The sequence below is a fragment of the Streptomyces sp. NPDC049879 genome (assembly GCF_044461265.1).
Classification (GTDB): domain Bacteria; phylum Actinomycetota; class Actinomycetes; order Streptomycetales; family Streptomycetaceae; genus Streptomyces.
Genome location: NZ_JBITKT010000016.1, coordinates 1 through 17,715, shown reverse-complemented (window position 1 = coordinate 17,715; position 17,715 = coordinate 1). Strand labels below are relative to the sequence as shown.

At 76.1% G+C, this 17,715-nt stretch carries 20 protein-coding genes; 13 read left to right on the top strand and 7 right to left on the bottom strand.

The window, feature by feature from the left end; translation table 11 throughout:
• The first annotated feature begins 164 nt into the window (after positions 1–164).
• On the top strand, positions 165–2,588 hold the full coding sequence (locus ACIBPC_RS31955) for a Helicase associated domain protein (protein WP_398849600.1): 2,424 nt from the start codon (positions 165–167) through the stop codon (positions 2,586–2,588).
• Between the two features lie 18 nt (positions 2,589–2,606).
• On the opposite strand, the gene ACIBPC_RS31950 is transcribed toward ACIBPC_RS31955, so the two are convergent.
• Positions 2,607–2,918 carry a helix-turn-helix domain-containing protein gene (locus tag ACIBPC_RS31950; RefSeq protein ID WP_398849598.1) on the bottom strand — a complete coding sequence of 104 codons (312 nt, stop codon included), beginning with the start codon at positions 2,916–2,918 and terminating at the stop codon, positions 2,607–2,609.
• Between the two features lie 280 nt (positions 2,919–3,198).
• On the opposite strand from ACIBPC_RS31950, the gene ACIBPC_RS31945 reads away from it, so the two are divergent.
• Positions 3,199–3,849: a helix-turn-helix domain-containing protein gene (locus ACIBPC_RS31945; protein ID WP_398849596.1), complete on the top strand. Its 651-nt coding sequence runs from the start codon at positions 3,199–3,201 to the stop codon at positions 3,847–3,849.
• Positions 3,850–3,889: 40 nt separating this feature from the next.
• Positions 3,890–4,105, top strand: coding sequence for a hypothetical protein (locus ACIBPC_RS31940; RefSeq protein WP_398849594.1), 216 nt, complete (start codon positions 3,890–3,892; stop codon positions 4,103–4,105).
• A 221-nt stretch (positions 4,106–4,326) separates the two neighbouring features.
• Here ACIBPC_RS31940 and ACIBPC_RS31935 read toward each other — a convergent pair whose 3' ends face one another.
• On the bottom strand, positions 4,327–4,638 hold the full coding sequence (locus ACIBPC_RS31935) for a hypothetical protein (protein ID WP_398849592.1): 312 nt from the start codon (positions 4,636–4,638) through the stop codon (positions 4,327–4,329).
• A gap of 283 nt (positions 4,639–4,921) precedes the next feature.
• Between ACIBPC_RS31935 and ACIBPC_RS31930 the strand changes: the two genes are divergently transcribed.
• Positions 4,922–5,269, top strand: a complete 348-nt coding sequence (locus ACIBPC_RS31930; RefSeq protein WP_398849590.1) for a hypothetical protein — start codon at positions 4,922–4,924, stop codon at positions 5,267–5,269.
• A complete protein-coding gene (locus tag ACIBPC_RS31925) occupies positions 5,269–5,523 on the top strand; it encodes a hypothetical protein (RefSeq protein ID WP_398849588.1) in 255 nt (84 codons plus the stop codon). Before ACIBPC_RS31930 ends, ACIBPC_RS31925 begins: the two co-directional genes overlap by 1 nt.
• Before the next feature lie 515 nt (positions 5,524–6,038).
• Here ACIBPC_RS31925 and tap read toward each other — a convergent pair.
• The 5 genes from tap to ACIBPC_RS31900 form a co-directional block, all read right to left on the bottom strand.
• On the bottom strand, positions 6,039–8,123 hold the full coding sequence (tap, locus tag ACIBPC_RS31920) for a telomere-associated protein Tap (protein ID WP_398849586.1): 2,085 nt from the start codon (positions 8,121–8,123) through the stop codon (positions 6,039–6,041).
• Between the two features lie 254 nt (positions 8,124–8,377).
• Positions 8,378–8,626, bottom strand: coding sequence for a hypothetical protein (locus ACIBPC_RS31915; RefSeq protein WP_398849584.1), 249 nt, complete (start codon positions 8,624–8,626; stop codon positions 8,378–8,380).
• Positions 8,627–8,937: 311 nt separating this feature from the next.
• Positions 8,938–9,498: a telomere-protecting terminal protein Tpg gene (gene tpg / locus ACIBPC_RS31910; RefSeq protein ID WP_398849582.1), complete on the bottom strand. Its 561-nt coding sequence runs from the start codon at positions 9,496–9,498 to the stop codon at positions 8,938–8,940.
• Positions 9,491–11,140: a helix-turn-helix domain-containing protein gene (locus ACIBPC_RS31905; RefSeq protein WP_398849581.1), complete on the bottom strand. Its 1,650-nt coding sequence runs from the start codon at positions 11,138–11,140 to the stop codon at positions 9,491–9,493. Before ACIBPC_RS31905 ends, tpg begins: the two co-directional genes overlap by 8 nt.
• Before the next feature lie 396 nt (positions 11,141–11,536).
• The gene (locus tag ACIBPC_RS31900; protein WP_398849579.1) at positions 11,537–12,406 is read right to left on the bottom strand and encodes a GntR family transcriptional regulator; all 870 of its coding nucleotides are present in this window, start codon (positions 12,404–12,406) and stop codon (positions 11,537–11,539) included.
• Between the two features lie 454 nt (positions 12,407–12,860).
• Here ACIBPC_RS31900 and ACIBPC_RS31895 point away from each other — a divergent pair, with 454 nt between their 5' ends.
• The 8 genes from ACIBPC_RS31895 to ACIBPC_RS31860 all read left to right on the top strand — a co-directional run bounded on the left by ACIBPC_RS31895 (position 12,861) and on the right by ACIBPC_RS31860 (position 17,552).
• Positions 12,861–13,652 carry a hypothetical protein gene (locus ACIBPC_RS31895; protein WP_398849577.1) on the top strand — a complete coding sequence of 264 codons (792 nt, stop codon included), beginning with the start codon at positions 12,861–12,863 and terminating at the stop codon, positions 13,650–13,652.
• Complete coding sequence (locus tag ACIBPC_RS31890) at positions 13,649–14,152, top strand: hypothetical protein (RefSeq protein WP_398849575.1); 504 nt, start codon at positions 13,649–13,651, stop codon at positions 14,150–14,152. The genes ACIBPC_RS31895 and ACIBPC_RS31890 overlap by 4 nt, the downstream gene beginning before the upstream one ends.
• Positions 14,149–15,120, top strand: a complete 972-nt coding sequence (locus ACIBPC_RS31885; protein ID WP_398849573.1) for a hypothetical protein — start codon at positions 14,149–14,151, stop codon at positions 15,118–15,120. Before ACIBPC_RS31890 ends, ACIBPC_RS31885 begins: the two co-directional genes overlap by 4 nt.
• Before the next feature lie 86 nt (positions 15,121–15,206).
• Entirely contained in the window at positions 15,207–15,440 is a 234-nt protein-coding gene (locus ACIBPC_RS31880; RefSeq protein ID WP_398849572.1) for a hypothetical protein, read from the top strand.
• Between the two features lie 73 nt (positions 15,441–15,513).
• Positions 15,514–15,675 carry a hypothetical protein gene (locus tag ACIBPC_RS31875; RefSeq protein WP_398849570.1) on the top strand — a complete coding sequence of 54 codons (162 nt, stop codon included), beginning with the start codon at positions 15,514–15,516 and terminating at the stop codon, positions 15,673–15,675.
• The gene (locus tag ACIBPC_RS31870) at positions 15,672–15,803 is read left to right on the top strand and encodes a hypothetical protein (protein WP_398849568.1); all 132 of its coding nucleotides are present in this window, start codon (positions 15,672–15,674) and stop codon (positions 15,801–15,803) included. Before ACIBPC_RS31875 ends, ACIBPC_RS31870 begins: the two co-directional genes overlap by 4 nt.
• 14 nt (positions 15,804–15,817) lie before the next feature.
• The gene (locus tag ACIBPC_RS31865) at positions 15,818–16,000 is read left to right on the top strand and encodes a hypothetical protein (RefSeq protein ID WP_398849566.1); all 183 of its coding nucleotides are present in this window, start codon (positions 15,818–15,820) and stop codon (positions 15,998–16,000) included.
• A 142-nt stretch (positions 16,001–16,142) separates the two neighbouring features.
• Positions 16,143–17,552: a hypothetical protein gene (locus ACIBPC_RS31860; RefSeq protein WP_398849564.1), complete on the top strand. Its 1,410-nt coding sequence runs from the start codon at positions 16,143–16,145 to the stop codon at positions 17,550–17,552.
• Positions 17,553–17,715 lie beyond the last annotated feature (163 nt).

The following is a 17,715-nucleotide window of genomic DNA, read 5'->3' as shown; positions in this document are numbered from 1 at the left end:
AACTGACACCCCATCAGGAAAACCACCGGTCGCCAACCGAAAAGCAGACCACCACCGGAAAAGCCCAGCAAAAACCGCGCACCCCAATGCGCACCAATTCTCGGGAGGAATTCAGAATGGCGGAAATCGATCTCTTGTCCGGTGGGCGAACCGACCGTGGACGGGTGCCGCGCCCGCTGCGCGCCCACCAGGAGGAGGCGGTGGAGGCGGCGGTGAGGGCGCTGGAGCCGCGCCCGGGGAGGCCGGCGCCCGCGAACGGGCTGCGGGCGACGGTGGTGGCCGCCTGCGGGACGGGCAAGACGCTGATCGGGGTGCACGCGGCGCGCCGGATGGCCGCGTACGGCCGCGTCCTGGTCCTGGTGCCCACCCTCGAGCTGCTGGCGCAGACGGCGCGGGAGTGGCGGCGGGAGGGGCGTCAGGGCGCGATGTACGCGGTGTGCTCCCTGGACACACATGCGGATCTGACTGCGGCGGGGGCCCGGACGACGAACAGCGCGCCGCAGCTCGCCCTCTGGGTGACGAAGGAACGGCGCGTCACGGTCTACGCGACGTACGCCTCCCTGCCGGTGCTGCGGGAGGCGCACGAGGGCGCCTACGGCCTCACCGCGCCCGCGTGGGACCTGGTGGTGGTGGACGAGGCGCACCGCACGAGCGGGCACCTGGGGAAGGCGTGGGCGCGCATCCACGACCAGGCCGTCATCCCGGCGGCGCGGCGGCTGTACCTGACGGCGACGCCGAGGATCTGGGAGGTGCGCACCCCCCGGCGGCGGGAGGTGCGCGAGGGTGCGCGGGAGGCGCTGCCGCAGGAGATGGCGGCGAGCATGGCGGACGAACGGATCTACGGCCCGACCGTGTACGAGCTGCGGATGGCGGAGGCGATCCGGCGCGGCCTGCTTGCCCGGGTGCAGATCGCCGTCCTCGAGCTGCCTGACCCGGTGCTTGCGGGCGGGCGGCTGCGGGGCGCGGAGGGCCGGAGCGAGGAGGTGCGCGGCGCGCGGATGGCGGCGACGCAGACGGCCGTCCTGGAGGCGATGGCGCAGCACGGGCTGCGCACGACGATCACGTACCACCACCGGACGGTGGAGGCGCAGGCGTGGGCGGCCGGGCTGCCCGCCGTGGCGGCGCGGCTGCACGAACGGGCGCCGGAGCGGCACCCGGAGCCGGGCCGGGTGTGGGCGGACTGGCTGTCCGGGGAGCACGAGCCGGAGCACCGCCGCGCGGTGCTCCGGGACTTCGCTGGCGGTGTGGCGGAACGGGCGGTGGTCTGCAACTGCAAGGTGCTGGCGGAGGGGGTGGACGTCCCGGCCGTGGACTCCATCGCGATCGTGGACCCGAAGGCGTCCGTCGTGGAGATCGTGCAGGCCATCGGCCGCGCCGTCCGTCAGCGGCCGGGTCAGGACAAGCTGGCGACCGTCCTGGTGCCGGTCATCACCGAGCCGGACGAAGGGCCGGACGAGATGTACGCGGCGGCCGGGTGGCGCCCCCTGGTCGCGGTCCTGGCGGCCTTGCGGGCGCACGACGAACAGCTCGTGGAGATGCTGGCGGTGCCGCAGCAGCAGCCCCTCGACGGGGAGGCCGGGGACGACAACGAGGACCAGGACGACGAGGACAGCGGGGCGCCGCTGCTGCTGCGCATCGCCGGGCGGCGCGACCCGGCGGAGATCCGGCAGTGGGTGCGCATGCAGGTCATCAACCCGGAGCGGGCGAGCTGGGCGCGCGGCTACGCGGCGGCCGTGCGCTACGCCCGGGAGAACGGGCACCTGCGGGTGCCCGTGACGTGGCGCGAACCGGGCACGGACGCACCGCTCGGCGGCTGGATCAGCGAGCAGCGGCGCGCGTACGCGGCGGGGCGGCTGGACGCTCCGCGGGTGCGGATGCTCGGCGAGATCGGGATGGTGTGGGACGAGCGGGAGGTGGCGTGGGAGGAGCACCTCGCCGTGGCGCGGGAGTGGTACGCGGAGCACGGGACGCTGTGCGCACCCCAGGATGCGCACCTGCACGGGGTGGCGGTCGGGATGTGGATCGCGTCGCTTCGGCGGCCGGGCGCGCTGGGGGCCGACGAGGAACGGGCGGCGGCGCGCGCGGCGCAGCTCGCGGCGATCGATCCGGACTGGAACCCGCGCCAGTCCGGCGGGTGGTCTCCGGACTGGCAGCGGATGTACGCCCGCACCGCGATGTGCGTGGACGGCGGCGCGGACGCGGCGCACCTGCTGCCCGGTGTGACCGTGGAGGGGGCGGACGTCGGGCGGTGGCTGGTCCGGCAGGTGAACGCGTGGGGGGACCTGCTGCCCGAGCAGCGGCGGCGGCTGGAGGCGCTGGGGGTGGCCGCGCCGGAGGCGCCGGCGCCCGCCCCGGCGAAGCGGCGCGGCGGGCACGCGGCGGTGTGGGCGCGGTCCCTGGCGGCGGCCCAGCAGTACCGGGACCGCGAGGGGCACCTGACGGTGCCGCGCGCCCACACCGAGACCGTCACCGGCGACGACGGCCAGGAACACGAGGTGCGCCTAGGGGTCTGGCTGGCGAACCAGCGGACACGCCGGGCGAGCCTGACGCCCGAGCGGGCCGCCGCGCTGGATGAACTGGGGGCGTAGCCGTCGAGCCGCCCCCGGTCAGTCCGGCCGGGGGCGGCTCACCTCCCCGGCGGGGAGAACGGTCTGCGTGCCGCCGAGGACGGCGGCGCGCCGGTGCGCGGGCAGGCGCCGCACCGCGTGCTCACTGCCGGACAACAGGTCCGGCACCGGCACGCCGTAGTGCCGCGCGAGCCGGTCGAGGTCCGCGAGCTGCCAGGCGACGGCGCCGGACTGGCGGCGGGACACCTGCCCCTGCCCAATCCCGATCCCGGCCGCCAGGTCCGCCTGCGTCTCCCCCGTGGCGTACAGCAGCGCGGCGACCGTCAGCCGCAGCGTCTCCTCGGTGCCCATCCGAACCCCTCCCTCGCGTATGGCGACACGCCATACCTAATGGGCTCTCAGCATATGCGCCGGTGAGGGCCCTGTCCGGCGAACCGGCACCTCGCCACCCCTGCGCGGGGTGTGCGTCTGCCCCTGCGTTTGGGTGTGCGCTGCCTGTACGTCCACCCGCCGGGTGCGCGGCCCCTGACCTGCGCGGACGGCGCGCACCCGCCCTGACCTGAGCAAGGAGAGGGGGCGCGGCCGACGGGGACGGGGGCGGGCGACGGACAGGGGGTTCGTCGTCCTGGTCGTGGTCCTGGTCGTGGTCCTGGTCGTCGTCCTGGGGGCGGGGTGGCGGCGCGGTGAACGGCCGGGGCGGGGGAACGGGGACGGCGGCGTGCGGGGCGGGCAGGATGACGGCATGGACCGCCCCCGCCTGACCATCCGCGAGGCCGCCGACGCGTGCGGCGTCTCGCCATCCACGATCCGCCGCCGCCGGGAGCGCGGCGACCTGCCGGGCGCCGTGCTGGACCCGGCGCGGGGGTGGCTGGTGCCGGTGGAAGACCTGCTGGCGGCGGGACTGCGGCTGCACGCCCCGGCCCCGGCGGACGCTGAGCCCGGCACGGCCGGGGCCGTGCCGGGCGGCGCGTCGGCCGGGGCCGGGGCGGAGGTGGTGGCGGAGCTGCGGGCGCGCCTGGCGGAGGCCGAGGCCGCGCGGCGGGTAGCGGAGGTGGAGGCGGAGGGCCTGCGGGAGGCGGTCCGGCGCGCGGACGCGCACCTCGCGGACGTGCGGCGGGCGCTGCTCGCGCTCACCCCTGCGCCCCCGGCCGAGGACGGGGACGCACCGGGGGCTGCGCGGCCCGCCGTGCCGCCGCAGGCGGCCCCCGGCGGCGCGGGCGGCCCCGGGGACGCGCAGGACGGCGAACGGCGCGGTAGCGGCCGGTGGTGGCGCCGCCGCTGAACAGGCCCCGAGGCCGCACCGGATGCGGCACACTCCTGCCGTGACGACGCGCCGCCCGCTGGGCTCCGGCCCCGCCCCCGCACCGCCCTCCGCGCCCGCCGCGCCCGCGCCGACCGCCGTCGAACTGGCGGTGGCGGCCGGGGTCGAGCTGGCCGACCGGCCGCGCGGCCGGGGCAGACGGCGCCCCCTCGGACCCGGCGGCGCCACCACCGGGACGAACACCCCGTCCGCCACCGAGACGAACACCCCGGACTGACCCGCCGCCCCCTGTCTCCGGCCGCCGTCACCACCAGGACGACGACCAGGAGCACGAGCACGACCAGGACGACGGCGACCACCCCCGGCGCCGCCCCCGAATCCCTGCTCAGGTCAGGGCGGGTGCGCGCCGTACGTGCAGGTCAGGGGCCGCGCACCCGGCGGGTGGACGTACAGGCAGCGCACAGGCACACGCACACCCAAACGCACACCCCGCCCGGGTCAGGGGCGGCGGAGAACGGCCCGTGCGGTGCCGATCCGGCGCCACACGACGTGGCGGACGCCGGGCGCCTGCCGGGGGCCGTACTGCCACGTGGCGCGGCGGCCGGGCGTCAGCGTCACCTCCCAGACGCCCGGGGCGCGGCGCACCCGGCGGGCGCGCAGGCCGGGGCGGGGCGGGCGGCCGGCTCCGAGGTCGGCCGCCAGGGCGTCGGCGGCGCGGTACCAGCGGCGGCGCGCCGCCGCGTCGAGCTGTGTCAGGTCCGCGCGGAACGCGGCCGTCGTCGTCCTGGTCGTGGTGGGGGTCAGGGTCACGGTGTCCTCCGGGCAGGCATGCGGACGGCCCCCGGCGGATGCCGGGGGCCGTGGAGTCGGGGTCCCGTTCGGGGTCCCGTTTCGGGTTCTGGTTGGGGTCCCGAACGGGGTCCTGTTCGAGGTCCTCTTTCGGGTCCCGTTCGGACCGGGCCGGGGCGGTACGGATGTGCAGGTCAGGGCGCTGGACAAGGGGTGCGGCGCGCGCCGACTACTTCCCTGGGGCCCCCTTCCGGCGCGGGAAGGCACCTACCGTGGGCGGCCCCACGACAGCGAGGAGGCAGGCGTGACCGACCACGACGACGGCCAGGACCACGGCGTCCGGGTGGACCCGGACGTATGGACGACGACGGGCCCGGACGGGCGGGAGATCGAGCTGCCGTCCACCATCGCGGCGGTGCGCGCGGCCCTCCCCGAAGAGCAGCGCGCGGCGTACGACGCGGAGCTGGAGACGGTGCCGGGGCCGCGGCTGACGCGGTGGCTGGTTATGCGGGCGCTGGAGACGGTGCCGGGCCTGACGGAGGCCGACGAGGCGGTGGTCGCCCGGCTGCGCGCCGGGGACTACTCGGGCGCGGTCGCCGTGAACGAACGCGGCGAGATCGTGCCCGCCGACGACGGCCCCGGGGCGGCCTGATGGCCGCGTGGCGCGTCATCTACGCCGGGTGGGCCGAGACCGCCATGCGCGGCCTGCCCGCGCAGCGGCGGCGCGAGATCGACACGGCGATGCGCGCGACGATCGGGCGCGACCCGTACGGGCACGGCTCGACGGCGCCCAAGCGGGGTGAGCCGGACTACCGCGAGGCGGCCGTCGCCGGGGCGATCGTGACCTACTACGTGAGCGCCCCGGCGGTGATGACGGTGACCGCCGTCCGCCTGATCTCCGCCTGACGAACGGGCGCCGGCGCCCGTCCCCCGCCCCCCGCCACACCGGAATGAGCAGAACTGCACAGGCTCATGGAGGGGTGTCAGGGTGCCGGGAGGCCCGTGGTCTAGCCGCTGACCTGCACGGTCGGCCCCTACCGGCCAGGGTGGGCTGGACGTGGATTCGGACGTGGATTTGGACGTGGAAATGGACGTGGATTTGGACGTGGCTTGTCCGGGCCGCCCGCCGCCGCCCCGGAATGAGCGGAACTGCACAGGCTCATAGAGGGGTGTCAGGGTCCCGCCGGGCCCGTGGTCTAGCCCCTGACCTGCGGCGACGCCCGTCAACCGGGGCTCTTTGAGGGAAGGGGAGACGGTAGGGGAAAGGGAAGGGGAGACGGCAGGGCCCGGCGCACGCTTGACGGCGGCGGCCGGTCAAGCCTCGCGGGGGCTTTACCGGCCGCCGCCGTCGCGGGGTCGGCCGGGGGTGCGCACGGGGTCTGACCTGCACGTCAACCCCGGGTGCGCACCTCCGGCGCTCCTCAGTCGCCCTTGATGTGGCGGGCGGGGTTGTGGCCCTGGTCCATCAGCTCGACCGCCCACACGAGCGGCTTGGCGCCCTCGAGCTTGGCCATGCCGGGGGAGACGCCGAGGCGGAACGGCCCGGCGGCGACCGCGCCGTCCGCCGTGCGCGGCATCAGGGACAGCGGGGAGCTGTCCGGCGCGGGGTAGACGACGCAGTCGGACAGGACGGCGAGGGGGTAGAACCCGCCTGCCGCCATGCGGCGCATCTTGCGGTGCATCGCGGTGCGGGCGGTGGCGATGACGGCCGCGCGGATGTCCGGGCGCCACGTCGGGCGTTCCAGCGCGGGCCACGGCGTGCCGGGCCGGTACCCGCCGCCCTGCGGGCGCTGGCGAAGCTTCCCGATGCCGCCCTTGGCTGTCGCCTTGACGGCGGCCAGGACGGCGCGGACGGCCGGGTCGGCGGCGGACAGCGCGTCCATGGCGGCGAGGTAGTCGGCCGGGGGCATGCCGGGCGTGACGCCCAGGTCCGCGTACGTGGCGAGGTACGCGGCGCGCAGGCGGGTGTACCAGGGGTCCAGATACGGGCCGGAGTCCGGGCGCAGCCATCCCTCGAGGGGCCGGACGTCCGCGCCGAGTTCGGCGGCGTAGGCGAGGGTGGGGGTGGCGTACCAGGCCGGGCCGGTCGGGCGGGTGCCGTCCGGGGTGAACGGCGACGGCAGGCGCGGGTCGGTCTCGATCCCGGACAGGTCCACGAGCCACGAGCCGGGCACCCGCGCGTCGAACCGGGGTCCGTCCGTGTGGACGGCCGGGCCCAGGCCGACCGTCAGGCGGGAGCTGGCGGCGAGGAACGCCGCGTTGATGTCCAGCCCGACAGCGTGGGTGAGTGCGCACTCGGCGTCGTCGAGCAGCTCGGGGCTGCGCACCCACTCGTACGCCTCCTCCGCCAGCTCGTGCGCGGGACCCTCGCCGCGCCCGGCGGCGACGGGGTGCTCCGGCGGCGCTTCCGGGGGCGCCGGGTCCACGGCGTAGGCGAGGGAGCCGGGGACGTCCCCGGACGTCCAGCCGGAGCCGTCCTCGGTGCGCGCCGGGCGGGTCGGCGGGCGCAGCGCGGTCATCAGCTCCAGGCCGGTCGTGGCGGCGGAGCCGCGCGGGGTGATGACCCGCTGGGCGTAGGTGCCGAGCATGTCCGCCAGGGCGGGCGCGGGCAGGGCGGCGGCGCCGGGCCAGGCGCGTTCGTCGAGGGCGTCCCAGGGGAGGACGGCGAGCTGCACGCACTGCCGCCGCCCGGCGCGCACCGGGCGGTAGACGCGGGACCAGGGGCCCAGGCCCCGGCGGGTGAGCTGCCACCCGGCGGCTGTCAGGTCCCGCACCACGGGGTGGTCGTCGGGCAGGCGCAGACCGCGCCGGTCCGCCAGGCGGCCGGGGAGGCCGTAGCGTTCGGCGGCCTCGGCGGTGAGGACGAGCAGCGGGTCGGCGTCGCGGCCGTGGCGGTGCAGCCGGGGCGCGCCGAGGCCCGCGCCGAGCGCCCAGTCCGCCAGGGCGGGCAGGGTGGCGGCGGGGCAGTGCAGCCACCGGCCGCCGGACAGGTGGGCGGTGCCCGCGCCGCCTACGACGGCGAGCGGCCCGGCCGGGTACGCGGCGCCGGCGCCCGCGACGCCAGCGTCGGCGGCGGGGGGCGGTTCGGGGGCGGGGGTCGCGGCCGGGGCGGCGCGGCGGCGGGTCGGCTTCCGCGACGTCGCCCTCGGCGGCGCGGCGGCGGGCGCGGCCGGGGACGTCGGCACCGAGGACGCCGGGGCCGGGGATGCCGGGGGCGCGGCTTCGGCGGGCGCGGCGGCCGGGGTGTCCAGGGTGTCCGGGGCGGGGTAGAGCGCGGCCAGGCGCTCCAGGAGGTGGGCGTAGGCGGTGCGCTGGTCCCCGCGCGGCTCGGAGCGCCCGGCCTCCCAGGCGACGACGGTGGCGCGGCGGACCTCGAGGGCGGCGGCAACGTCGGCCTGGGTGAGGCCGTGGGCGCGGCGCAGCCGCTCCCGCTCGGGCGGGGGAGGCAGCACCGGCTGCGCGGCGAGCAACGCGTCCACGGCTGCGATCAGCTCGTTCTCAGACATGACCCGAGCGTACATCACGCGTACCCTCAAGCGCACTTCTCGCGTACATCTCGCGACACGGGGGCACCTCGGAAGCGGGCCGGAATCTGAAACCGGCGCGGGAAAGCCGCAGGCCAGCGCCCCGGACAAGGGGTGCGACAACCCGGGGTTGTCGGCGCGGTGCGACAACCCGGGGTTGTCGGGCGGCGGACGCGGCGGCGCCCCGCCTCCCCCGGGGGCCGGGGTGGGGGAGCGGGGCACACGGGACGGCCGGGTCAGGCGGCCGGGGCGGGGGCGCGGCGCACGGGCGCCTGGTAGGCGTACCAGGGCTCCCCGGGGGGCGTCTCGACCCACTCGCCGGTCACCTCCCAGCCGTCCCGGCCCAGCACCCGGGAGGCCGCCGCCGGGTCGAAATCCTCATCCGGCCCCACACCGGTGCAGTAGCCGAGCGGCCCTTCCGGCGGGTCCACGAAAACGTGCCAATCGGTGTCATATGCCGCTGATGCGATCAGATCCTCTGCCATGCCGGGGACCGTAGCGGCGCGCCGCCGCCCGGCGGGCCGGATTCACCGAACGGCCACACCCCGCCGGGGGTGTGACCGCCATCCCCGTGCCGCCCGGATGCCGCCGGACGGCATCACCGCAGGTCAGAACCCGGATCTGTAACCGCCGATCCGGTGCCGCCCCGCCCCGCCCGCCCCACGGGGCCCTGTACGCCCCTCTGGCGCCCCCGAGCCCCACGAACGGCGCGGGGCCCGGCGGCGGCCTGTACGGCGCTCACAGCGCCGCACAGGCCCCTTCGCGGGGCCGCCGGGTGATCATGCCCGGCGGCCGGTCACGACGGCGGCAGGCCGACGTCCACGTAGTCCACGTCCGTCAGCGCGACGTCGAGGCCCTGCGCCCGGCCCCCGGCGCGGAAGTACGCGTCGCCGAGCCCCTGGGCCAGCAGCTCCCGCAGCACGGCTTCACCGGCGCCCGCCTCATGCGCCCGCAGCAGCGCCTCGGCGGCCGGGCCGGGCAGGTGCTCGGTGATCTGCCGCAACCGCGGATCGTCGGTGCTGCCGACCGCCGACGTGAAGCCGAAGCGGGCGCGCGTCGCGACCATCAGCCCGGCGGACGCCGCCGCCCGCAGCGCCCGGCGCCGCAGGCCCGGCTGCCAGCTGCGCGCCGCCTCCCGCGCCAGCGCGTCGGCCAGGCGCGGCGACGGCCGCCGGATCTGCCCGGCGAGGTAGCGCTGCACCGTGCGCGGCGTGACGCCCAGCCGCGCGGCGACGGCCGCCGTTGAACCGCGCTCCGCCCGCAGGATCACCCGCATCCGCGCGGCCGGGGACACCGGCACCGGCCGGGTGCGCACCCCCTGGAGCGCCGTCTCGATCCCGTCCCGCACCTCAGCCACGGTGCGCACCCCCCGTGCCCGTCGTCCTGGTCGTGGTCCTGGTCGTGGTCCTGCGGCGGCGGCCCGGCTGCACCGTGCGCGGCCGGGCGGCGACGCTGCACTGCCCGCACAGCCCGTGGTCGGCGGCACGGTCGGCGGGCCGTCCGCACGGCACGCCGCCGTGCCCCGGGCACCGCCCCGGCTCCTGGTCCGCGCCAGCGTCGGCGTCCTCGATGCCGGCGGCGGGCCCGGCCTGCGTCGGCACCGCCGCCCGAGGCGGCAGCGGGCCGCCCGCGACGAACGCGTCCTCGGCGGGCACCCGGGGGTCGTCCGCGTCCGGCACCCCGGCGAACGCCGCGCCGAACACGTCGTCCGCCTCGCACGTGTCGCACCGGCCGCCGAGGGCCGGGTCGAACCGCCGGTGGCCGCACCCGCACACCGGCATGCCCAGGCACTCCCAGCACTGGTCGTAGCCCGGCATCACCGGCGCCCGGCAGTCGCCAGCCGCACCGCCGCCGCACTCCGCCCACGCGGAGCCCAGGTGGTCGCCGAACGCGGGCGGGACCGGCGTCGCCGCCGCCGCCGGGGCCGCCATCGGCGGGCCCGCCGCCGCCGCGTCCCGCAGCCGCCGGGCGATCACCGCGCCGACACTGCGGGTGATCTCCTCCGGCGGCGGCAGCGGACGGCCGGTGATCACCGCCCGCACCTGAGCCTGCGTCCAGCCCTCCGCGAGCATGCCCGTCACCATGCGGCCCTGGTCCGCCAGCACGCCCCCGGTCAGCGCGGCGGCGAAGCGCGGGTCCGTCTCCGTCGCCCCGAGACGCAGCAGCAGCTCGACACCCGGCGTCCGCACCACCTGCCGCTGCTCCTGGTCCCCGTTCGCGCCGCCGCCCTGCCCGTCCGTCCGTCCGTCGTCCGCCGCGCGCGCGTCCCCGCCGTCACACACGGACGGACGGTCACCGTCCCCCCGTTCATCACTGGTGGTTCCTGTGGTGGTTGCTACTGATGGTTCAAGGGGTGACGTGGACGTCACCGGGGGGGGTGACGTGGACGTCACCGGGGGGGGTGACGTGGACGTCACCGGGGGGGGTGACGTGGACGTCACCCCATGCTGACCTGCGGAGATGTCCCCTGCCTGCGGTTTCGGGCGCGCCTCGGCGGCCCGCCGGCCTTTCTCCCGCCGTGTCTCGGCCGCCGCCGCCGCCGCCGCTTCCGCCTCGGCCGCCGCCCGCAGCGCCGCGTCCAGCGCCTCCTGGTCGTCCGCGACCACGGCCGCCGCCGCCGTCCCCTCCCGGAACGCGCCCTCCACCGGGGCCTGCGCCCACAGCGAGGCGCGCGCCTCCCGGGGCGTAGTGATCTCGGGGAATGGCACGCCGGTGCCGCCGTAGGAGTCCCACGGGCCGTGGAGGTAGTAGCGGTTCGAGCCCTGCGAACCGTCCGCCCGCTCCGTGGGCCGGTCCGAGATCAGCCGCAGCGTCCGCAGCTTCGCCAGCGCCCGCTGGACCACCCGCTCCGACCGCTCCGCCTCGGCCGCCAGCAGCGGCACTGAGGGGAAGCACGAGAAGCGTTCGTCCGCCCGGTCCGCCAGGCAGAACAGCACGTACTTCGCCGTGATGTCGCCCACGCGCACCTTCTTCGCGTAGGTCAGCGCCTCAACACTCACCGCGCACCTCCCTGTCCCTGATCTCCGTTGGTCGCCAGACCAAGGAGGGCGCCGGGGGCGTTAGTGACCGCCGCAGTCGGCGGAATCACGTCGCCTAGGGGTGCGCAGTGGTGCGCAGGGGCATGCCGTCGTCGTACGCTCATCAGAGCGCACCTCCACTTCTGCTGGAGGGCACCGGGTCACCCGGGGGTCCAGCCCCGGGTCCGGTCTTGCCAGGCCCCGCCAGTGGCGGGGCCTGTCTCGTTGCGGGGAACATACTGCCGGATCGGTCTGTGCTTCGGGCGGACGCGCCGATGTCACCGTGTGCAATAAGCGCCCTCATTGAGGGGCTAATTCGACACCACGACGAATTGTAGTTCCGTCTCGGTTTCATCAGACCTGCTGAATTCCGCAATGCTATTTCTCTTCGATTTGGCGCGCACCGTCTTCAGAATTCACCGGCGGGGCCTTGTAGTAGTCGCTGGTGGCGGGCTTTACGGGCCATTTAGCGGCCCCATTGCGCTGGAGCGGATAGCCCGCTGCGAATAGCGCCGCCGACATGCGGATGTCCTGCACCTCTACGACCTGCGCCGGGTCGCGGCGGCGGCCCGGAAGCACTGTGGTCCGCACAATGCGGAGCAGCGGCGTGCCCGTCGCGGGCATCAGCAGCGCTTCCGCCTCCTCGGGGGACGGCATGCGGGCCGAGACTTCCTCGCGCCACTCCAGCGGACGGCCCGCCCACTCTTCAATCCGGTCGTACATGCCGCCCAGACCGGTGCTGCCGGTGAGCACGGGCAGCTCGTCGGTCGCCCACGCGGACAGCCACGAGTCCGCGAGCTGGCGGTGCTCCGGCCGCGCCGGGTCGCCCACGATCCGGCGCCGCACGGTCAGGGCCGTGCCAGCGGTGACGCCGAGCTGGTCGGCGACGTCGGCCGGGACCGGGGCCGTCGTCACGCGCGTGGTCTCGCCGTCCGGATGGGGGAGCGCGCGCCAGTGCTGGACCTCGGGCCCGGAGTAGTAGCCCAGTTCGTCGCGCTCGATCTGCCGGGCACGCACCGTGAGTCGTACCCGGTCCGGGTGTTCACGCACGATGGCCCCCCAGCGGCGGCGGGTCTCGATCAGGCCCTCGCCCCGCAGCACGGACAGAGCCTTCCGCACCGTGATCTCACTGACTCCGTACTGCTCCGCGATGGTGCCCATCTGTGGCAGTACGGAGCCGGGTGGGTAGCCCCCCGTGGTGATGCGTACGCGCAGGTCATGCGCGATCTGCCGGTATCTGGCGGTCATCGTCGCCTCTCTCGTCGGGGTCGGCTGTTCGCCATCAAAGTATACGTTGATGTTGCGCTCGACTAGTCTCAGCGTATACGTTGATCGCGGCAACAAGAACGGCCCCGCCATCAGGCGGGGCCGTGGCCCACGGTTGCAGCCGTGAGCCCGCTGGCCGTTGCAGCGTCCAGCGTCGAGCCGAATCCCCCATCCGAGTCACTGGATAGAGAGGTATCGACGTGTCGATGGTGACAGTTCGCCGCGCGTTGCGCCGCCTGGCGCGGGTGCTGCTGCGGCGGCGTCCGGCCGAGCCGCAGACGTTGACGCGGCTCGTGCTCCCGGGCGGCGCCACGGGCGCCAGCTCGAGGAGGCCGGCCCCGCCGCTGCCGCCGTTGCCGGGCGAGTACGCCCCCGGTGCGCCGGACGCCGCCGAGCTGGCGGTGCGCCGGGCGCTGCGAGACCGGACAACTCCGCGATGATCGGCCGCCGCAAGGACCGTCGAGGAACGTCGGACGCGCCGCTCGAAGGTCGGGTGATCCCGGCGGGGGAGCCGCTGCCGGAGGGCGCGGAGCCGCGCAAGGTCCGCAAGGTCGGGGTGTTCACCCCGTCCGGGTCCGGGCCCACGCCCGCCGCTCCGGCCTCGGGTGGGGGAGCGCTGCCGCCGCCCCGGCCCGGGGCGCCGCGTGGCGGGGGTGCGCACGAGGGTGCGCACTCCGGTGACGGGCAGGACCGGCGCCGGACGCGCCGGATGCGGGCCGGGTGGGAACGGGGCGGGCCGGACGCGCCGCATGACGCGGAGCACCTCCCGCCGTGGCGCCGCCGCGCTGCGCCCCCGCCGCCGCCCGCGCCGCCGGGCGGCCTGGTCCCCGCCGCCGCTGCCCCCGCCGGGGGCGTGCCGGTGCAGGTGATCCACCACGTGCACCACGTGATCGTGGACCCCGGCCCGGACGTGCCCCCGAAGTGGTCGTGGGACTGGCTGGCGGCGGCGCTGATCCGCTGGGCGCGCCCCCGTCAGCTCCTCGTCGCGGTGCCGCTGACCATCCCGGCCGCCACCGTGTGGATCGAGCTGATCCAGCAGTGCCGGGCCGAGGCGGGCATTCCCGCCGGGTACGTCGTCGCGGCGGTGCCGTTCCTCTACTTCATCTTCGCGGACAGCGTGAGCCACCGCCTGTTCGCCCGCGTCGGTCTCTTCACGTCCGCCATCGGACTCGGGGCCGCGTTCTCCCCCTGGGACTTTGTACAGCTCATGACAGGAGTAGGACTGTGACCGGCGCGGACGCGCTCTCGATCGGCGGCCTGGCCGTCGCACTGACCATCCTCACCCTCACCGGCCGGTCCTGGTGGCGCGCGGGGAAGAAGCCGATGGACCTGGTGCCGTTCACGGCGGCGGCGTCGGTCGGCGCCCTGTGGACCGCCTGCGTCGGCGGCCTCCTCGGCGCGGCCGGGGGCTGGATCGCGGGCGGCGTCAATGTCGCGGGCGGCGAAGCCATCACCCGGGGCACCGGCACGGCGGACGGCACGGTCGCCACCGGCGCCCTGGCCGCGCTCACCCCCGGCGGCGCCGTCGTCGTCCTCATCGCCACGGCGGCCGGCGCCGTCGCGATCCGCGCGGCGGCCAAGACCGGCAAGCGCCGCATCGCGGGCGGCCTGATCGTCGGCGCCTCCCTCGCGCTCACCGCCGGGGTCGCCTCCCTGGTCAACCGCCTGATCATCCCCCTCGCCAACATGCCCGGCGACCAGATCGTGGCCTGGTTCGGTGCCGCATGACCGACACGACCGGCCACGAGCCGCAGGACCAGGAGCAGCAGGACCACGGCCAGGAGCAGCAGCACCAGGAGCAGCCCGCCGCGAAGAAGCGCGACGAGTTGAAGGAAGCGCTGGGGGAGTCCCGCCGTGAGCTGGGCGCCCTGGCCGCAGAGATCCGCGGCCAGCTCGCTGCCGGGGGCCGCGCCCGCTGGACCTACACCCGCACCGGCGCGGCCGAGTACGTCGCGGCGGGGGAGAGCTGGCTCGACCAGGCGCTGCGCGGCACGTTCTGCGCCGTGCCCCCGGTCGGCCTGGCGGCCCTCACCGCCGAGATCCCGCAGACCCTCGCCCTCACCGTCCCCCTCGCCCTGGCCGCCCTGTGGCGGGCCGGGGGAGACCCCGACTGGCTCAAGGAGGCCACCGCCCGCCGCAAGCAGCGCCGCGCCGACGAGGAGGAGCGCCGCCTCAAGCGGACCGGCGGCGGCCCCGCCGCCAAGGACGGGGACGAGCAGCCGCCCGTCGAGGACGACGGCCAGGAGGAGCCCCTCGAGGACGACGCCGAGGAGGCACCCCCGGGGCCGACCGACGCCGAGTTCGTCGGCATCGTCCGGGACCTCCTCGGGCCCCGGGGGAGCGGCGTGCATCTGGCCGAGATCCAGACCCGGCTGGAGGCCGATTTCCCGGCCTTCTCCTGGCCCCTGGAAGAGGTCCACGCACTGGCCGACCGGGCGGGCATCCCCAGGGCCGCCACCCGCTCCCCGAACCGGGGCGGCTCCACCACCGGCATCCGCGCCCGGGATCTGCCCCCGCTCCCCTCCCCCCAGGAGGGGACCCCCGGGGGGCCCGTTGACCAGCAACAACATCGCAACAACAACATCAACAACGCGGCCCGGGAGGACGTCGAGATCGGGGCGGGGAGCTACGTCCGCTACCCCCACGGCCGTACCGCCGCCGTTCCCACCAGCCAGCTCCGCCGCCCCCGCGTCTGACGGCTGCTCGCGCCGCCCCAGCACCGCCGGGGCGGCAAGAGGAGCCGGGACAGACCCGGCCCCACCCCACAGAGAGGAACACCCGAGTGAGCCACACTCCCGCCGCGCCCGTTCCCCCGGTGCCGCCCGGCCTCACCCCCACGCAGGCCCGCATCGCGGACCTGGAGGAGGAGCTGATGGCGTTGCGCGCCCGCTGCATCGCCGCCCAGGCCGCGCAGGAGACCGACCTGCACATGTGGTGGTCCCGCCTCGTCGCGGCCAAGCGCCGCGAGATCGCGCAGGAGATCGACCACGCCACGGCTACCGCCGTCGTCATCTGACACACAAGCGGGCGCGCACCCCATGCCTGGACAGCCGGGTGCGCGCCCATGTCCCAGAAAGGACACGGAGATCATGCCACGCATCACCTCCCCCACTCCCGAGGAGCGGGACGCCGCGCAGCGCCGCCTCACGGCGGTGTGGGCGCCGGAGCTGGCCCGCCGCAGCGACCGGGACCGGCTCGACGCCCAGGCCGACACCACCGCCCCCGCCGACCGCCGTGGGGGTGCCCGATGAACGACCCGATCCTCCGCGCCGCCGTTCTGCGCGCGGACCAGCAGCCGGACGGCGAGAAGGACTTGTCCCAGCGGGAGCTGGACGACGTGTACGGCCAGACCCCCATCCGGATCGGGGGCCAGCGATGAAGCTGCGCCGCTCCATGAGCATCCGCCCCCAGACCGGCGGTTCCGGCCCGGCCTACGACCCGTCGAGGGGCGGCTGGTACCCGGCCCCCGCGTCCGCGTCCGCGACCTGGCAGTGCAACGGCCCGTGCGGCGGCACGTTCCCCGCGCCCGGCCCCGCCGACCAGATCTGCACCGCGTGCAGGTCGCTCGCCTACTGACCGTCCGTCACGCACTGGGGGGTGCGCACCGGGTGTCCCGGTGCGCACCCCCCGCCCGTTCCCGGCCCCTGGGACGGGACACCGCCCGCCCCACCCGCGTACGGTGGCCCCACTCGATTACGGAGAGTTTTTGATCATGGACATGGACACGGAGATCTGGGGACTCCCCGCCCCCGCCGTCCTCGGCGGCGGCGCGGTGCTGGCCGTCCTCGCGCTCGTCCTCGCGGTCGTCGGCCGCCGCCGTTCCGGCCAGGAGCACGACCAGGACCAGGAGACGCCCGGGGTGACCCTCGCTCAGGTCGTCGCCACCATCGCCGCCCTGATCTGCACGGGGATCGGCGCGTTCACCGCCTGGGGCTTCACGGAGCGCTCCGTCGGGATTGACCTGGTGTGGGAGCGCGCCGCGCTGTTCCTCGCAGGTGAGATCATCCTGCTCGCCAACGCGCTGGCCGCGCGTGCCAACCTCCAGCGCACCGAGCGGGCGGGAGCGCCCGGCGTGATGGTCTGGGTCATCTCGGTTTTCCTCGCGGTGCCGGCCGTCTCCGAGTCCATCCCTGCCGGTGGCGGCCTGGCCGACGTCAATCTCGCGGGCGCGTCCTGGCGGATCGTCCTGGGCCCACTGGGCGCCGCGTTCATGTGGCACATGGCGATGGGCATCGAGCTGCGCGCGCGGGACGCGGACGCCCGCAACCGCGGCTTCGCCTCCGTCGTCGGCCGCCGTCTCCAGCGCCGTCTGCTCATCGCCCTGGGCGTCGCGCTGGACCAGGACCTCACGGAGGAGGAGGCCGCCCGGCAGCGCGCCCTCGAGGAGGCCGTGCGGATCGTCGTCCGCCAGACACACGTGAGCGGGCCGTTCGCCAAGCAGCGCCTGCGCCGTCTCGACGCCCGGCTCGCCGAGCGGCTCCGCGTCGCCGGGGTCGCCCGCGACCCCGAAGCCCGCGCCCGGCTGCGCGCCGAGTATGCCGTCGCCCACCACGCCAGCTCGCTCCGCGACCTGGTCGTTGAGTCCCCCTGGGAGGCCGCCACGCCCCCCACGCCCCCCGCGCCCGCCATCCCGGCCCCGGCCGCCGAGCCCGCCCCGCCGCCCGCCGCCGAAGCCGTTCTCCCGGCGCCGGCGCCCGCCGCCCCGGCCGAGCCCCTCCCCTCCCCCGCCCCGGCCCCGGCCGTCTACGCCCCTGTGGAGCCCTCCACGGCCGCTGTGACCCCCCCGGCGGACCCCTGGGCCGCCAGGGAGACGTACAGCGGCACCTACGCCGCCCAGAGCGGCCGGACCGCCGTCCACGCCCGCGTGGACGTGGATGACGAGGTGTCCCCGCTCCGGCAGCCCATGGACGACTGGACCTGGGCCCCCGAGCCCGGCCCCGAGCCGGAGCCCGTCGCCGAGCAGCACGACCAGGCGGAGTTCCCCGGGCCGGGCCCCGAGCGCACCGAGATCGTCCGCCAGCTCTGGCTGGAGGGCGTCGGCCCCCGCCCCGCCGCCCGCCGCGTACCCCTGTCGGAGAGCGCCATTCGCAAGTACTACGCGCAATTCCGCACTGAATCCGATTCCTGAATTCAGGCATGAGAAAAGCCCCGATCCCGAAAACGGGCGGGGCTTTTCTCATGCCTGAATTCACCAAGGGTGCGCATTGGGGTGCGCGGTTTTTGCTGGGCTTTTCCGGTGGTGGTCTGCTTTTCGGTTGGCGACCGGTGGTTTTCCTGATGGGGTGTCAGTT

Excerpts from the sequence above, each read along its gene's own strand:
- ACIBPC_RS31950 (WP_398849598.1), bottom strand. The coding sequence starts at position 2,918 with ATGGGCACCGAGGAGACGCTGCGGCTGACGGTCGCCGCGCTGCTGTAC.
- ACIBPC_RS31925 (WP_398849588.1), top strand. The coding sequence starts at position 5,269 with ATGGCCGCGTGGCGCGTCATCTACGCCGGGTGGGCCGAGACCGCCATG.
- tap (WP_398849586.1), bottom strand. The coding sequence starts at position 8,123 with ATGTCTGAGAACGAGCTGATCGCAGCCGTGGACGCGTTGCTCGCCGCG.
- ACIBPC_RS31915 (WP_398849584.1), bottom strand. The coding sequence starts at position 8,626 with ATGGCAGAGGATCTGATCGCATCAGCGGCATATGACACCGATTGGCAC.
- ACIBPC_RS31900 (WP_398849579.1), bottom strand. The coding sequence starts at position 12,406 with ATGACCGCCAGATACCGGCAGATCGCGCATGACCTGCGCGTACGCATC.
- ACIBPC_RS31895 (WP_398849577.1), top strand. The coding sequence starts at position 12,861 with ATGATCGGCCGCCGCAAGGACCGTCGAGGAACGTCGGACGCGCCGCTC.
- ACIBPC_RS31885 (WP_398849573.1), top strand. The coding sequence starts at position 14,149 with ATGACCGACACGACCGGCCACGAGCCGCAGGACCAGGAGCAGCAGGAC.
- ACIBPC_RS31875 (WP_398849570.1), top strand. The coding sequence starts at position 15,514 with ATGCCACGCATCACCTCCCCCACTCCCGAGGAGCGGGACGCCGCGCAG.
- ACIBPC_RS31870 (WP_398849568.1), top strand. The coding sequence starts at position 15,672 with ATGAACGACCCGATCCTCCGCGCCGCCGTTCTGCGCGCGGACCAGCAG.
- ACIBPC_RS31865 (WP_398849566.1), top strand. The coding sequence starts at position 15,818 with ATGAGCATCCGCCCCCAGACCGGCGGTTCCGGCCCGGCCTACGACCCG.
- ACIBPC_RS31860 (WP_398849564.1), top strand. The coding sequence starts at position 16,143 with ATGGACACGGAGATCTGGGGACTCCCCGCCCCCGCCGTCCTCGGCGGC.